This is a genomic window from Arthrobacter pullicola, assembly GCF_014836875.1.
Lineage (GTDB): Bacteria > Actinomycetota > Actinomycetes > Actinomycetales > Micrococcaceae > Arthrobacter_B > Arthrobacter_B pullicola.
Map to the genome: position 1 here is coordinate 83,668 of NZ_JACSQC010000007.1, position 15,672 is coordinate 99,339.

The window sequence follows — 15,672 nt, forward strand, 5'->3', positions numbered from 1 at the left end:
TCGTCATGATTGAACTTAATGCAGCCGAAATTGCGGCCATCACGGGCGGCGCACTGGTGGGGGCAGCAGCCGCGGACCCGTCCATCACAGTGACCTCAGCCACGACCGACTCCCGCCAGGCGGAAGAAGGCACTCTGTTTATTGCCAAGCCGGGCGTTGCCTCCGACGGCCACCTGTTCGTCGGCCGGGCCTTCGAGTCAGGGGCCTCGCTGGCGCTCATGGAACGTCCGGTTGCCGACGGCGGCCGGGTCTACCCGGGCATCGTTGTGCCCGACGCCGTGCTTGCCATGGGTGCGGTCGCCGCCGAAATCGTGCGGCGGCTCCGGGCGGAAGGCCCGCTGACCGTCATCGGGATCACGGGTTCCGCCGGCAAGACCACCACCAAGGACCTCCTGGCCGGCATCCTGGCGGAGCACGGACAAACCGTTGCGCCGGTGGGTTCCTACAACGGCGAGGTCGGCGTTCCGCTGACCATCTTCACCGCTGACCACGGCACCCGCTACCTCGTGGTGGAAATGGGCGCCACGGGCGTTGGACACATCACCTACCTGGCGGACATGGTCCGGCCGGACATCGGCGTGGTCCTTTGCGTCGGCACGGCCCACGCCGGCGAGTTCGGCGGCGTCGAGAACATCGCCCGGGCCAAGGGCGAACTGGCGGAAGCCATCGCGCCGGAGGGAACGGTCATCCTGAACGGCGACGATATCCGCGTTGCCGCCATGGATAAGCGCACCACCGCGAAGGTCCTGCAGTTCACGTCCTCGCGCGACGAACTTCCCGGCGGGCATCAGGTCCTCCGGGCCGTCGACGCAGGCACCGATTCCCAGGGCCGGCCGGTCTTCACCCTCCGGTTCCCGGACGGCAGCGGGCACCGGGTCGAATCCGGGCTGATCGGCGCACATCACACGGCGAACCTGCTGGCCGCCGCGGGCGCGGCATGGGCTGCCGGTATTGCCCCGGCGGACATCGCCGCAGGCCTTTCCGGCCAGAAAGCTGCCAGCCGCTGGCGGATGGAACTCACCGAGCGGCCCGACGGCGTCACCGTGATCAACGACGCCTACAACGCCAACCCCGAATCCATGCGGGCAGCCCTGCGCACCCTTGCGGAGCTCGGCAAAGGCCGCCGCACCTGGGCTGTGCTGGGCGAAATGCTCGAACTCGGTGCGGAATCCGTCACCGAACACGACGCGATCGGGCGCTATGTGGTGCGCCTGAACATCTCAAAACTCATCGTCGTCGGAACCGGAGCACGCGCTCTGCACACGGGCGCCGTCATGGAAGGATCCTGGGGCGATGAGTCCCAGTTCGTCCAGACACCCGAGGAGGCCCAGGCCGTTCTCGAAGCGGCCCTGGAACCCGGCGACATCGTTCTTTTTAAATCTTCCAACGGAGCCGGACTGCGGTTCCTTGGTGATCGGATTGCCTTGAATACCCCAATCGAAGGTCCAGCTGACGCGGAGACCCCCGCCGATTCCGCCACGCGGGGTGGACTGTGATGATTTCACTCCTCATCGGCTGCTCCCTGGCGCTGGTCCTGGCCTTCGCGGGCACGCCGCTCTTTATCCGCTTCCTGGTCCGCAAGGGCTACGGACAGTTTGTCCGCGACGACGGTCCGACGTCGCACCACACCAAGCGCGGCACGCCCACCATGGGCGGGGCCGTGATTGTCGCCTCCGTGGTGGCGTCCTACTTCGTCACCCACCTCATTAGCCACGCGATCAACCCGACCAGCTTTGGCCCGTCGGCATCCGGTCTCCTGGTGCTGTTCCTGATGGTGGGGATGGGCCTGGTCGGGTTTATCGACGACTACACGAAGATCTCGCGGCAGCGCTCCCTTGGCCTGAATGCGAAGGCCAAGATCACGCTGCAGGCGATCGTCGGGATTGTCTTCGCCGTCCTGGCGCTGCAGTTCCCGGATGAGGGCGGGCTCACGCCTGCATCAACCAATATCTCCTTCGTCCGCGACACTGCCCTGGACCTGGCGTTCGCGGGAACCATCATCGGTGCGATCCTCTTCATCCTTTGGTCAAGCATCATCATCACGGCCGCCACCAACGGCGTGAACCTTGCCGACGGGCTGGACGGCCTCGCGGCCGGCGCCTCGGTGCTGGTCTTCGGCGCCTACTTCCTGATCGGTATCTGGCAGTCCAACCAGAGCTGCCTGGGCGCCCCCGCAGATTCCGGCGTCTGCTACGAAGTCCGTGACCCGCTGGACCTGGCACTGCTCGCCGGGGCCATGGCCGGCGCGCTGATCGGCTTCCTCTGGTGGAACACCTCACCGGCAAAGATTTTCATGGGCGACACCGGTTCCCTGGCGATCGGCGGCGCCATTGCTGCCTTCGCGATCCTGTCCCGGACCGAACTGCTGCTGGTGATCCTGGCCGGCCTGTTCGTCATCATCTCCGCCTCAGTCATCATCCAGGTGGGGTACTTCAAGCTCAGCGGCGGCAAACGCGTGTTCAAGATGGCACCGCTGCAGCACCACTTCGAGCTCAAGGGCTGGGCAGAGGTCACGGTGGTGGTCCGTTTCTGGATCATCGGCGGACTGTGCGTCGCACTGGCACTGGGGCTCTTCTACGCCGATTGGGTGGCCGGACAATGAGCAGTCCTTACCTTGAGACCCCGCGCCTGGCTCCACTGACCACCTGGGATGCGGACTGGCGCGGACTGCGGGTTGTGGTGGCCGGCATCGGCCTGTCCGGATTCTCCGCAGCCGACACACTCATTGAGCTCGGCGCCCGGGTGGTGGTGTTCGACGGCCGTGACTCGGAAGAGAACCGCGGCAAGGCCGACACCCTGCGGATCGTCGGCGCCGCCGATGTGCTGCTTGGCCCGGAACATGCCCTGACGCTGCCGCTGGTGGACGGCGAACAGGCTGAGCTGGTTGTGACCTCGCCCGGGTTCAGCCCGTCCCATCCGGTGCTGGCCGCAGCCGCTGCCGCCGGCGTCCCCATTTGGGGCGACGTCGAGCTGGCCTGGCGGGTTCGGATCCGCGAAGGCCGTCCCACGGCTCCCTGGCTGGCGATCACCGGGACAAACGGAAAGACGACCACGGTCTCGATGACCGAGAGCATGCTGCGCGCCGCCGGGCTGCGCGCCATCGCCGCCGGGAACGTCGGAACTCCGATCCTCGACGCCATCCGTGACCCGCAGGGCTGGGACGCGATCGCCGTCGAACTTTCCAGTTTCCAGCTGCACTGGACGCACACCTTGTCTCCGCTGGCCAGCGTCTGCCTGAACGTGGCCGAAGACCACGTGGACTGGCACGGCGGTTATGACGCCTACCTGGCGGACAAGGCGAAGGTCTACGAAAACACCCAGGTGGCGTGCGTCTACAACGCCGAGCAGGCCGAGACCGAACGCATGGTTGAAGACGCCGAGGTTGTGGAGGGCTGCCGGGCCGTTGGTTTCACCACGGGCATGCCCGCCATCAGCATGGTCGGCATCGTGGAAGGGCTGCTGGTGGACCGCGCGTTCATTGAACAGCGCCGCGACTCGGCCGCCGAACTCGCTTCCCTCGATGACCTGGGGGATACCGCACCGCGCCATCTGGCAGCCAACGCCCTGGCAGCCGCGGCACTGGTCCGCGCCTTTGGTGTGGACCCCGTGGCCGTCCGTGACGGGCTGCGCAATTATGCTCCCGGCGGGCACCGGATCGAGCCGGTCGCAAAGCTCCACGACGTGCTGTGGGTCAATGACTCCAAGGCCACCAACCCGCATGCCGCCGCGGCCTCCCTGGCCGCCTTCCGCCCCGTTGTCTGGATCGCCGGCGGGCTGTCCAAGGGTGTGCACTATGACGACCTCGTCCGGGCCCACGGGGACCGGCTCCGCGCCGTCGTGCTCATCGGCACGGATTCGAGTGAGCTGCGCGGCGCTTTGGTCCGACACGCCCCGGATGTCCCGGTAATCGAAGCTGCGGCAGCGGAGACTGGAAGGGAAGGCACGCCCACAGGCGAAGCGGTCATGGCGAATGCAGTAGCGGCCGCGGCTGCCGTGGCTGAGGCCGGGGACACGGTCCTGATGGCGCCGGCATCGGCGTCCATGGACCAGTTCCGTTCCTACGCCCACCGCGGCGAGGCCTTCATCGAAGCTGTCCGCGGTTACGTGGAAGGACAGGCGCAGACCACCAAGGAGCCGTAGATGGTGACCACGCCCACGGGCAAGGCCCGGAAGCCGGCGGCGCGGAAACGCCCGGCGGCCCCAGCGGTCCGGACGGCATCCCGGCCGGCACCCAAACCGGCGGGATCAGCGGCCGGCAAGGCCGCATCCGCAGCCCGGACTCCTGCCCCGAGGCGCCGGCTCAAGGACCACTACGAGCGGTTCATGGTCCTGCTGGAGGGGAGTGGCTCCCAGGCCACCGGCTCCAGCTACTACATGATCCTCGGCTCGGCACTGGCGCTCACGGTCATCGGCCTGATGATGGTGCTCTCCGCCTCCTCCGTCGAAGCGATTGCCGCAGCCGCAGGCTCCGGAGCCAACGCAGCCAGCACCTTTGACCTGTTCGTTAAGCAGCTCATCTTCGCTGCCATCGGTGTTGCGGCCATGCTCCTGCTGTCCAAGTTCGGTCCGCGTTTCTACCGGTTTATCGCGTGGTTTGCACTCCTCGGAGCAGGTTTCCTGCTGGTCCTGGTGCTGATCATCGGTGAAGAGGTCAACGGCAACAAGAACTGGCTGACGTTCGGACCGGTCACCGGACAACCGTCGGAGGCTGCCAAACTCGCCATGGCAATCTGGCTGGCCATGGTCCTCTCCCGCAAAAAAGGCCTCATCGACCAGCCAATGCATGCACTCATACCGGCCGTTCCCGGCGCCGGCATCCTGATCGCCTTGGTGATGGCCGGACACGACCTCGGCACCGTGCTCATCATGGGCGCGATCATGCTGGCCGCCCTCTTTTTCGCCGGGGTGCGCTTGAAGCTCCTGGGCCTCCTGGCGCTGGGCGCCGTTGCCGGGGGCCTGCTGATGTCCGCAGTCAGCGGTAACCGGACCAGCCGGATCAGCGCCTGGCTCCAGCTCGACTGTTCGGGCGGGCTGTGCGACCAGGCCAACGCCGGAATGTACGCCCTGGCTTCCGGAGGCTGGCTGGGAGTCGGCATTGGCCAGAGCCGGCAGAAATGGACCTGGATTCCCGAGGCCCACAACGACTTCATCTTCGCCATTATCGGCGAGGAGTTCGGACTGCTTGGCACGATGGTGGTCCTGGTGCTCTTCGGTATCCTTGCAGTGGCCACGGTGCGGGTGACCATGCGGCACACCCAGCCGTTCATCCGGATCGTCTGCGGCTGCATCCTGGTCTGGATCATCGGCCAGGCCTTCGTCAACATTGCGATGGTCACCGGCCTGTTCCCCGTGATCGGCGTTCCGCTTCCGTTCATCTCCTACGGCGGATCTTCGCTGACGTTCACCTTGGCCGCCGTCGGCGTGCTCCTGTCCTTTGCCCGCACTATCCCTGAAAGGGAACCCGCAGCTCCATGACGCAGTCCCCACTTTCCGTAGTACTCGCCGGAGGCGGCACAGCCGGGCACATCAGCCCGCTCCTGGCCATTGCCGACGCCGTTAGGCAGTTGCGGCCGGACGCCCGCATTAAGGTGGTGGGCACGTCCTCCGGCATGGAGACCCGTCTGGTCCCGGCAGCCGGCTATGAGCTGGCGGTGATTGAGCGGGTACCGATGCCGCGCCGGCCCAGCGGCGACCTGGCCCGGCTTCCGGCCAGGCTTTCCCGGGCCGTCCGGCAGGCGGGGGAGATTCTCGACGAAGCGCAGGCCGACGTCGTGGTGGGGGTCGGGGGCTACGTCTCGACACCGGTCTACCTCGCGGCACGGAAGCGGCGGATCCCCATCATCGTGCACGAAGCCAACGCCCGCCCCGGCCTGGCCAACCGGGTCGGTGCCCGGAACGCCGACGTTGTGGGTGTGGCCTTCGAAGAAACCAAGCTGCCCGGTGCCCGCTGGGTCGGCATGCCCATGCGCCGGGAGATCTCCCAGCTGGACCGGGCCGCAGCCCGCGGCACAGCCCGTTCCGCCCTCGGACTGGAGCCGGACCTGCCCACCCTGGTGGTGACCGGCGGTTCCTCCGGAGCGGCCAGCATTAACGCGGCCGTGACCGCTGCCCTGCCTGCCCTGTCCGCGGCCGGGATCCAGACCCTCCACGTGACCGGCCGCGGCAAAGCGGCGGCCGATGCCGAAGGCAAGGCCCTGACGGCGCCGCTCTACCGCCAGGTCGAGTACGTCGACGGCATGGAACTGGCTTATGCGGCAGCTGACCTCCTGCTGGCCCGCTCCGGTGCCGGAACCGTCAGCGAAATCTCCGCTGTAGGGCTGCCCGCCGTCCTGGTGCCGCTGCCGCATGGCAACGGTGAGCAGGCGCTCAATGCCGCCGGACTGGTGGACGCCGGAGGCGCCCTGCTGGTCCGCGACTCCCTCTTCACCCCCGAATGGATTTCGGAGAAACTCATCCCGCTGCTGCTGGACCCGGCGGCACTGGAAACCATGGCAGCCGCATCGGCAGCCAGGGGTATCCGGGACGCAGACACCCGGATGGCCACCCTGATCCTGGAAGCAGCGGAACGGAAAGCAGTATGAGCACGATCGAAACTCCGGCACTGGGCCGCGTCCACTTCATCGGCCTCGGCGGCGCCGGGATGTCCGCCGTCGCCCGGGTCATGCTGGGCCGGGGAGTGGCTGTCTCCGGCTCCGATGCAAGGGACTCAGCGGGGCTGCGTGCCCTTGAGGCACTCGGTGCCAGGATCTCGGTGGGCCACGACGCCGCCAACGTCCGCGACGTGGATACCGTGGTGATTTCCACGGCCATCCGTCCGGACAACCCCGAGCTTGCCGCCGCTGAAGCGGCGGGCCTGCGGATCATCCACCGCTCAGTGGCACTCGCCGCGGCGATGGGCGGCCAGGACCTGGTGGCTGTCGCGGGGACCCACGGCAAGACCACTACGACGGCGATGATCACCGTCCTGCTGCGCGAAGCGGGCCTGGACCCCTCCTTCGCCATCGGCGGGGACGTGGCAGCACTGGGGGTCAATGCCGCGGCCGGTTCGGGCAGCGTGTTTGTCGCCGAAGCCGACGAGTCCGACGGGTCCTTCCTGAACTATTCACCGCAGATCACTGTGGTGACCAACGTGGAAGCTGACCACCTGGACCACTACGGGACCGCCGAGGCTGTGTTCGCGTCCTTCGACAGGTTCGTCGAACTGCTTCCCCCCGACGGACTGCTTGTCGCCTGCGCCGACGATCCCGGTGTCCGGGACCTCCTGCACCGGAACACACCCCCGCGGACCAGGACCTACGGCTACGGTCCGGAAGCAGACGTACGCATCACCGGCACAACGGCCGATGGCCGGACCAGCTCCAGCACTCTGCAGTTCTCCGCTTCGGGCCGGGAACAGCAGCAGCTGCTGCAGCTCCAGGTGCCCGGCAGGCACAACATACTCAACGCCGCGGCGGCTTTCTGCGTGGCACTGGACCTGGGCATCGAACCGCAGGCCGCTGCGGATGGCCTGGCGGCTTTTACCGGTGCTGCCCGGAGGTTCGAAGCCAAGGGAACGGCACGCGGTGTCCGGGTCTTTGACGACTACGCCCACCACCCCACCGAGGTGGCCGCTGCCATGCAGGCAGCCCGGGCGGTCGCGGGGGACAAGGCCGTGCATGTGCTGTTCCAGCCCCATCTGTTCAGCCGTACCCGGAACTTCGCCGCAGAGTTTGCAGCCGCGCTGGATCTGGCCGACTCGGTGACGGTGCTGGAGATCTACCCTGCGCGGGAGGACCCGATTCCCGGTGTCTCCAGCAGGCTCATCACCGACCGGCTGAGCGCCCCCGGAGAGGTGGCACCGGACCCGCTTACCGCTGTGCGGTCCGTCGCAGCCCGGGCCGTGGAAGGGGACATTGTCCTGACCGTGGGCGCCGGTGACGTCACCCAATACGGGGCCGTCATCCTGGAGGCACTTGCCGCAGCCGCAGACGGCACGGAAAGCGGTGCCGGTGGCAGGTAGGAAGCCCAGACAGCCTCCTGCCGGCGCCGGCGGAGAGCTTCGGCCGCCTTCAGCATCGCGCGGGGACGGAGGCACGGCTGCCCCGGGCCCCCACACCGGACGCACCGTTCCCGGACGCACCGCGCCGGATACGCCGGGTGCCGCGGGTACGCCCGCCGGTCCCCGTTCCGCAGCGAACTCATCCAAGGTGCAGCTGATTCCGGGTGGGGGTGCCCAGATCCACGAACTCCGGCCGGGCGGAGGCCGCGGCGGTGCCCCCGGGGCTCCGGAAGAGATCCGGGCTGCCCGGGACTGGGAGCCAGCGTCTCCCGGACGGTCCGGCGCCAGCCGGGCCGCCCCGGCACCGGGTAAACCGTCCGGGCCTGCGGACGATGTACAGGGGCCGGGCCCCGAAGCCAGCATCCTGGTGTTCCCCGAGCCCCCGGTACGGCGCCGGCGCCGGTACGTGCTGATGGGCACCGGAGTGGCCGCAGCGCTGCTCGCGGCCCTGTTTGCCGTGCTGTTTTTCTCGCCGGCGCTGGAGGTCAAGAACCTGCAGGTGCAGGGAAATTCACTGCTGACCGTGGAAGAGGCCGAAGCAGCACTGGCTCCGCTGCTCGGGACACCGCTGACGCTGATATCCGATGCGGATGCCGAAGAACTCCTGGGGGGCCGCCCCGAAGTGGAAAAAGTCAAGGTAGCGGCAGTGCCGCCGTCGGATCTGCTGGTCACGATCACGGAGCGGGTGCCGGTGGCCGTCCTGCAGAACGGCCGCGAGTTCCTCCTTATCGATGAGGACGGGCGTCAGCTTAAGGCCGTGGGGGAGCGGGCAGCGGTGGCTTTGCCGCTGATCGACGGCGGTGCCGATGCGGTGAACAGCGAGGTTTTCTCCACGGTGACTGCGGTGCTGGCCGCGCTGCCGCAGAACGTGCTCTCGCAGCTGGACCATGCTTCGGCAGAGACCCTGGATTCGGTGGAGCTTAAGCTTGCGAACGGCCAGACGGTCTTTTGGGGCAGCTCGGAAGCCAACGCGGCAAAAGCGAAGGCTCTGGAAGCCCTGCTGCTGGTGCCGGCCACGGATCCGCCGGTCCAGGTGTTCGACGTGAGCACCCCCAACCGGCCGGTGACCCGGTGACCGGGCAGCGCCGGGAATACCGGGATAAGATTCTCACCGACACGCGCGGGCCGGTAATTGCGGAAGCTAACCCAGCCCCATAGCGTCGTGGATAGAGCATTACTTGACATAACTATAACCCTCAAGTCGAGGGTTAAGGTTGTTCGGTTGAAGGTTTTGGCTGGGGAAGTCCCGGCCGCATTGATCAGTTGCACAGATTCGAACAAGGGACACAGGACGTGGCAGCACCGCAGAATTACTTGGCCGTCATCAAGGTCGTCGGCATCGGCGGCGGTGGCGTGAATGCCGTAAACCGAATGATCGACGTCGGACTCCGCGGAGTGGAGTTCATTGCCATCAACACCGATGCGCAGGCTCTGCTGATGAGCGACGCCGACGTCAAGCTCGATGTTGGACGTGAACTGACCCGCGGCCTCGGCGCCGGCGCTGATCCCGAGGTTGGCCGGAAGGCAGCCGAGGACCACGCCGAAGAAATCGAAGAGGTGCTGCGCGGGGCCGACATGGTCTTCGTGACCGCAGGCGAGGGTGGTGGAACCGGCACCGGCGGAGCCCCCGTGGTTGCCCGCATCGCCCGCTCCCTGGGCGCCCTGACCATTGGCGTGGTGACGCGCCCGTTCACCTTCGAAGGCCGCCGCCGCTCCAACCAGGCGGAGTCCGGCATCGATACGCTGCGCGACGAAGTCGACACGCTGATCGTGATCCCGAACGACCGCCTGCTTTCCATCAGCGACCGCAACGTCTCCATGCTGGATGCGTTCCGCTCCGCTGACCAGGTGCTGCTTTCCGGTGTGCAGGGCATCACCGACCTGATCACCACTCCGGGCTTGATCAACCTCGACTTCGCCGACGTCAAATCCGTCATGCAGGGTGCCGGATCGGCGCTCATGGGCATCGGATCAGCACGCGGGGAGGACCGGGCCGTCAAGGCTGCCGAGCTGGCAATAGCTTCTCCTCTGCTGGAGGCCTCCATCGACGGCGCCCACGGCGTCCTGCTCTCCATTCAGGGCGGATCCGATCTCGGCCTGTTCGAGATCAACGAGGCAGCACGCCTGGTTCAGGAAGTCGCCCACCCGGAGGCCAACATCATCTTCGGTGCCGTCATTGACGACGCCCTGGGGGATGAAGCGCGGGTCACGGTCATCGCTGCCGGCTTCGACCAGGTCGATGTCACCTCGCAGCCGTCCGCTGCCAAGCCCGCCGAACCGACGACTCCTCCCGCCGCTGCGGCTGCGGGCGTTGCCGGCGGCACCTCCGCGTGGGCCCAGCGCCCGCAGGTGAGCGACATTCCCGCGGATGCAGGTTTCGACATCGACCTCCCGGCCGTAGTCGAGCCCGACCTCAGTGCAGGACGCCAGGACGACCTGGATGTTCCGGACTTCCTGAAGTAAACCTTCTTGAAGTAACTACCTGAAATAAGCAGTACCTGCAGATCGGCGCGAGGTTGTCTCAGCGAATGTTTTGGTGGGAGGGGCAGGGCCCCGGCGGCCTGAGGGTCGCCTTCACGGACACATCCGCAGGCAACCTCGCGCTGCATGTTGGAGATGACCCGGGTGCGGTGCGGGAGCGCCGCCGCGCACTTGAAAGCCGCATGGGAATCCGCCCGGAATCCCTCAGGTTCATGGAGCAGGTCCACTCCGCCATAGTCGCTGAAGTGCCGAGTCCAGTGTGGGGCCTCACGCCGGCAGATCGGGAGCAGCCTCCGGTCGCCGATGCCCTGCTCAGCCCGGACGGTTCAGCCCCCCTGGCGGTGATGGTGGCCGACTGCGTGCCGGTCGTCCTCGCAGGAATCCGCGGCGACGGAGTGCCCGTGACCGCGGCCGCCCATGCCGGACGCGCCGGGATGCTTGACGGGATCCTGCCGAACACCGTCCAGGCCATGCGTGCTGCCGGTGCCGGGGAGCTGTCCGCGTGGATCGGCCCCAGTGTCTGCGGGCGCTGCTACGAAGTACCCGAAACCATGGTCGCTGCCGCAGCCCATCTCCCGGGTGCGGCGTCACGGACCAGCTGGGGAACTCCCGCGCTTGACCTTCCGGCCGCCGCTGCAGCCCAGCTCGGAGACCTCGGCGTGGACACAGTGCGGCTTCCCGGATGCACTATGGAAGAACCGGACCTCTTTTCGCACCGGCGGGACGCACCGACCGGCCGGTTCGCCGGATTAATCTGGCTTCCCCAAACGACATAGCGGACCACGGCCGTATCGCAGCCACCAACTGCTGTGGGACCGGCGGCAACACACGCAACACCCCGAACACGCAACACAAGGAACACATGAGCAGCGCAACTCCGGACCGGGCCGCCGACCTCAAGGCCCGCCTGGCATCCGTCCGCCGGCGGATTTCCGCCGCCGCGGCAGCCGCCGGGCGGGACGAGCCCAGCCTGATAGTGGTTACCAAGTATTTCCCCGCGTCCGACGCCGCGGTCCTGGCCGGGCTGGGCGTGCGGGATGTTGGTGAGAACAAGGCCCAGGAAGCCGAAGCGAAGGCAGCGGAGCTCCCCGGAGCCGGGCTGAACTGGCACTTCATCGGCCAGCTGCAGACCAATAAGGCCAAGTCGGTGGTGAAGTACGCCCGGGCCGTGCACTCCGTTGACCGGCCGGGACTGATCGCCGCGCTGGCCAAAGCCATGGCCGCGGAAGACATCCGCCGCCGGGAAGCCGGCAGTGCCGCACGTGTTCCCCTGGAGTGCTACCTCCAGCTGGATCTGCGGGCTCAGCCGGAGGAAGCCGCCGGGCGCGGGGGAGCGATGCCGGAGGACATGCTGGACCTGGCCGCCGCCGTCGAGCAGGAGCCGGCCCTGCGGCTGAAGGGCCTCATGGCCGTTGCACCGTTGGGGGAGGACCCCGCTGCAGCCTTTAGCCGGCTCCAGGAACTCTCGCGCGAATTGACCTCCCGCTATCCTGCCGCCGGTGGTATCTCCGCAGGCATGAGCCAGGACCTGGAAACCGCCGTCGCCTACGGCGCGACACACCTGCGGATTGGGTCCGATATTCTCGGTCCCCGCCCCGCTGTGCGGTAGCGTCAAACATGGCGGGTCCCATTTTGCGGGCCGCCGCAAACAGGCGAAAACAATGCCCACACTGGACAACGCGGGACGCTGAAGGACTGAAGGAGCAACCATGGCTGGCGCAATGCGCAGGACGATGATCTACCTTGGGCTCGCCGACGGCGATGAGCTGTACGAGGACGAGCAGAAGCCTGTGCGGGAGGCTGCGGCCAGGGATGAGGAACGCGCCCCTGAGGACGAGCGGAGCGACCGGGAACCGGCCGCCGCCCCGCAGCCGGCCCGTACCACCGCGGTAGAGGAATACCGCGCTCCCGTAACACCCATCAAGCGTGCCCCCTCATCGGCAAAGGAAGACGTGGCAGGATTGCGGCAGATTACCACTGTTCACCCCCGTTCCTACAACGACGCCAAGATCATCGGTGAGAGCTTCCGCGACGGAATCCCCGTGATCATGAACGTCACCGACATGGGGGAAGCCGATGCCAAGCGTCTCGTAGACTTCTCCGCGGGACTTGTCTTTGGTTTGCGCGGTACCATCGAACGGGTGACCAACAAGGTCTTCCTGCTCTCGCCGTCCTATGTCGAGGTGCTGGGAGACGACAAGAAGGTCAGCGAATCCCAGTCGGCCTTCTTCAACCAGAGCTGACCGCCGTCCCGGGTCCCGGGGACCATGCGGACAGCTTGACCTCCTACGGCGGAAACGAAAACACGCGTGAGTATTATTTTTGCCCTGCTGTATCTGGTGCTGATGCTCTTTCAGCTTGCCTTGATCCTGCGGATTGTCTACGACGCGGTGCAGATGTTCGCCCGCCAGTGGCGGCCCAAGGGCCCCGCCCTCGTGCTGGCCACGGCCGTGTACGGCGCCACGGACCCGCCCGTCCGTGCCCTGCGCCGGATCATCCCGCCCCTCCGCCTGGGCGGCGTGTCTCTGGATCTTGCGTTCCTTGTGCTCTTTATCGTGGTCGGAATCGCCATGCAAATCGTGGTGGCGGCCAGCTAGGGCCCAGCAGCACCGGGGACGCCCCGGTTCGTCATCAGTTCACAAAAGATATAATGTGAAAAATATAGTGAATTGATCCCTGATTTTATGTTCGAGATTCTGTACCTAGACAGCCCGTCAACACGGGCAAGTCTTATAACCAGTATGAGGTGACCAGATGGCTCTGACGCCAGAAGATGTTGTCAACAAGCGGTTCCAGCCGACCAAGTTCCGTGAAGGCTACGACCAGGATGAGGTGGATGACTTCCTCGACGAGATCGTCGTCGAACTCCGCCGCCTGAACGCCGAAAACGAAGACCTGCGCCGGCAGCTTGCCGAGGCAGTTGCTGGTGCGCCTGCAGGCAGCCAGGTCCCGGCACCGGTGTCCGCCGCTTCCAAGGCCGAGCAGGTATCCCAGCCGGTCAAGGAAGAGAAGAAGCCGGAGCCCGAGCCCGAAGCCAAGCCGGAGCCCAAGGTTGAGGCTCCCAAGGCTGAGGCTCCCCGGCCGCAGGAGTCCGCTCCCGTGTCCAACCCGGCAGAATCGGCTGCCGGTATCCTCGCCATGGCTCAGAAGATGCACGACGACTATGTCGGCGCCGGCGTCGAGCAGCGGGATAAGATCATCGCCGAGGCACAGATCGAGGCCAGCGGCCTTGTGACCGAAGCCCAGGAGAAGAGCCGGAAGATCCTCAGCTCCCTCGAACAGCAGAAGGCCCTTCTGGAGCGCAAGGTCGAGCAGCTGCGCGGCTTCGAGCGTGACTACCGCTCACGCCTGAAGACATACATCGAAGGCCAGCTGCGCGATCTCGATTCCCGCGGCTCGGTAGCCTCGGAGACCGCGGACGCCTAAGCGTTTGACGCTTCGTTCGGTCCGTCTGGACGGATATGAATCAGGATTAGTCTGGTAACAGAATTACGGGCCGGTGGCCGGGATCTCCCGGCCACCGGCCCGTACTGTTCCAGCACGGTGTTCCTTTCCAGAACAGAGTTCCACCCCCCTGCGTTCCAGAACCTCAGTGCCGGCGCTCCCCGCCTGCCCAACCCCGAAAGCACCATGACAGACTCCTCTGACGCACCGCAGCCAGTGCCGCCGTCGCGCCCGAAAGCCGCGCTGACCCGCTACGCACTGATCATGGCCTGCATCGCGCTGGCCGCCTGGATCCTGGACCAGCTGACCAAGATCTGGGTGGTTTCCACCATGACCGAGGGCCAGGTCACGGATGTCCTGCCCCCGCTGCTCCGCTGGCACTTCATCCGCAACCCGGGAGCTGCCTTCTCGATCGGTACGGATTACACCTGGATCTTCACCATCATCATGGTGCTGGTCTCCGGATTCCTGGTGTACCTGATGTTCCGCCTGCGGTCCGTGGGCTGGTCCATCGCCCTCGGCCTGGTCCTGGCCGGTGCCACAGGGAACCTCACCGACAGGCTGTTCCGTGAACCCTCCTTCGGCCAGGGACACGTGGTTGATTTCATTGCATTCCCGAATTTCGCGATCTTCAACATCGCGGACATGTGCGTGGTGTCCGGTGTGATCCTGGTCTGCCTGCTCACCCTGCGCGGCATCAACATGGACGGCACCCGCACCGTCAGTGGCAAGGACAACGCAGATGCCTGAGATCCACTCCCGTTTCACCATCAGCGAGGAACACGACGGAGGCCGGGCCGACGCCGTGTTCGCCAAGCTGCTGGACATCTCCCGCTCCACCGCGGCCACCTGGTGCGGCGAAGGCTGGCTGACCCGTTCGGGGAAACCCGTGGCCAAGTCGGACCGGCTGCACGCCGGTGACGAGGTAGCCGCGGACGTACCCGAGCAGCCCGACCCGCTGGCCGTCGTAGTCGAACCCGTTGAGGACCTCAAAATCCTGGCCGACGACGAGCACTTCGTTGTCATCGACAAGCCTGTCGGTGTTGCCGCCCATCCGTCTCCGGGCTGGGTCGGTCCCACCGTTGTGGGTGCCCTCGCGGCAGCCGGCTACCGGATCTCGACGTCCGGTGCCGGTGAACGGCAGGGGATTGTCCACCGGCTCGACGTCGGCACCTCCGGAGTGATGGTCGTTGCCAAAACAGAGCACGCCTACACCCTGCTGAAACAGGCGTTCCGCGACCGTACCGTGGAGAAGGAATACCACGCCCTGGTCCAGGGACTGCCGGACCCGCTGGAAGGAACGATTGACGCGCCGATCGGCCGGCACCCCGGCCACGACTGGCGTTTCGCCGTCCTGGACGACGGGCGGGCCTCGGTGACCCATTACAAGGTCCTGGAAGCCTTCGGCCGGGCCTCCCTGGTGGAAGTGCATCTGGAAACCGGCCGGACCCACCAGATCCGCGTGCATTTCTCCGCTCTGCGCCACCCCTGTGCGGGTGACCTTACCTACGGTGCGGACCCCCGGCTGGCAGCCGAACTTGGGCTGACCCGGCAGTGGCTGCACGCCCGGAAGCTGGGATTTACCCACCCCGGAACCGGAAACTGGGTGGAATTCGTCAGCGAGTATCCCCAGGACCTGCAGTACGCCCTCGACGCGCTGGACAGCGGCCTCGTCTAACCCGCCCGGACTGGACACCTAGAATGGTTAG

The 15,672-nt window shown here is 66.5% G+C and carries 15 protein-coding genes; all 15 read left to right on the plus strand.

Features of this window, described 5'->3' with window-relative positions:
• The first annotated feature begins 5 nt into the window (after positions 1-5).
• The 15 genes from H9638_RS14250 (at position 6) to H9638_RS14320 (ending at position 15,641) form a co-directional block, all read left to right on the plus strand.
• Positions 6-1,496, plus strand: a complete 1,491-nt coding sequence (locus H9638_RS14250; protein WP_191748459.1) for a UDP-N-acetylmuramoyl-tripeptide--D-alanyl-D-alanine ligase — start codon at positions 6-8, stop codon at positions 1,494-1,496.
• Entirely contained in the window at positions 1,496-2,602 is a 1,107-nt protein-coding gene (gene mraY / locus H9638_RS14255; RefSeq protein ID WP_191748461.1) for a phospho-N-acetylmuramoyl-pentapeptide-transferase, read from the plus strand. The genes H9638_RS14250 and mraY overlap by 1 nt, the downstream gene beginning before the upstream one ends.
• Positions 2,599-4,140 (plus strand): UDP-N-acetylmuramoyl-L-alanine--D-glutamate ligase, encoded by a 1,542-nt coding sequence (murD, locus tag H9638_RS14260; protein ID WP_191748463.1) that lies wholly within the window; start codon positions 2,599-2,601, stop codon positions 4,138-4,140. The genes mraY and murD overlap by 4 nt, the downstream gene beginning before the upstream one ends.
• Complete coding sequence (locus H9638_RS14265) at positions 4,141-5,475, plus strand: FtsW/RodA/SpoVE family cell cycle protein (RefSeq protein ID WP_191748465.1); 1,335 nt, start codon at positions 4,141-4,143, stop codon at positions 5,473-5,475. It abuts the gene before it with no gap.
• Positions 5,472-6,581, plus strand: coding sequence for an undecaprenyldiphospho-muramoylpentapeptide beta-N-acetylglucosaminyltransferase (murG, locus tag H9638_RS14270; RefSeq protein WP_191748468.1), 1,110 nt, complete (start codon positions 5,472-5,474; stop codon positions 6,579-6,581). Before H9638_RS14265 ends, murG begins: the two co-directional genes overlap by 4 nt.
• Positions 6,578-7,999 carry a UDP-N-acetylmuramate--L-alanine ligase gene (gene murC, locus H9638_RS14275; protein WP_191748470.1) on the plus strand — a complete coding sequence of 474 codons (1,422 nt, stop codon included), beginning with the start codon at positions 6,578-6,580 and terminating at the stop codon, positions 7,997-7,999. The genes murG and murC overlap by 4 nt, the downstream gene beginning before the upstream one ends.
• A gap of 187 nt (positions 8,000-8,186) precedes the next feature.
• Positions 8,187-9,113, plus strand: a complete 927-nt coding sequence (locus H9638_RS14280; RefSeq protein ID WP_318241889.1) for a cell division protein FtsQ/DivIB — start codon at positions 8,187-8,189, stop codon at positions 9,111-9,113.
• Between the two features lie 218 nt (positions 9,114-9,331).
• On the plus strand, positions 9,332-10,501 hold the full coding sequence (gene ftsZ / locus H9638_RS14285; RefSeq protein ID WP_191748472.1) for a cell division protein FtsZ: 1,170 nt from the start codon (positions 9,332-9,334) through the stop codon (positions 10,499-10,501).
• A 65-nt stretch (positions 10,502-10,566) separates the two neighbouring features.
• Entirely contained in the window at positions 10,567-11,295 is a 729-nt protein-coding gene (locus H9638_RS14290; RefSeq protein ID WP_191748474.1) for a polyphenol oxidase family protein, read from the plus strand.
• An 86-nt stretch (positions 11,296-11,381) separates the two neighbouring features.
• Positions 11,382-12,128 carry a YggS family pyridoxal phosphate-dependent enzyme gene (locus tag H9638_RS14295; RefSeq protein ID WP_191748476.1) on the plus strand — a complete coding sequence of 249 codons (747 nt, stop codon included), beginning with the start codon at positions 11,382-11,384 and terminating at the stop codon, positions 12,126-12,128.
• A gap of 100 nt (positions 12,129-12,228) precedes the next feature.
• A complete protein-coding gene (locus tag H9638_RS14300) occupies positions 12,229-12,762 on the plus strand; it encodes a cell division protein SepF (protein WP_191748478.1) in 534 nt (177 codons plus the stop codon).
• A 66-nt stretch (positions 12,763-12,828) separates the two neighbouring features.
• On the plus strand, positions 12,829-13,116 hold the full coding sequence (locus H9638_RS14305; protein WP_066301271.1) for a YggT family protein: 288 nt from the start codon (positions 12,829-12,831) through the stop codon (positions 13,114-13,116).
• 157 nt (positions 13,117-13,273) lie between these two features.
• Positions 13,274-13,945 carry a DivIVA domain-containing protein gene (locus H9638_RS14310; protein ID WP_191748480.1) on the plus strand — a complete coding sequence of 224 codons (672 nt, stop codon included), beginning with the start codon at positions 13,274-13,276 and terminating at the stop codon, positions 13,943-13,945.
• 204 nt (positions 13,946-14,149) lie between these two features.
• Positions 14,150-14,713 carry a signal peptidase II gene (lspA, locus tag H9638_RS14315; protein ID WP_191748482.1) on the plus strand — a complete coding sequence of 188 codons (564 nt, stop codon included), beginning with the start codon at positions 14,150-14,152 and terminating at the stop codon, positions 14,711-14,713.
• Positions 14,706-15,641: an RluA family pseudouridine synthase gene (locus H9638_RS14320; protein ID WP_191748484.1), complete on the plus strand. Its 936-nt coding sequence runs from the start codon at positions 14,706-14,708 to the stop codon at positions 15,639-15,641. Before lspA ends, H9638_RS14320 begins: the two co-directional genes overlap by 8 nt.
• Positions 15,642-15,672: the final 31 nt, after the last annotated feature.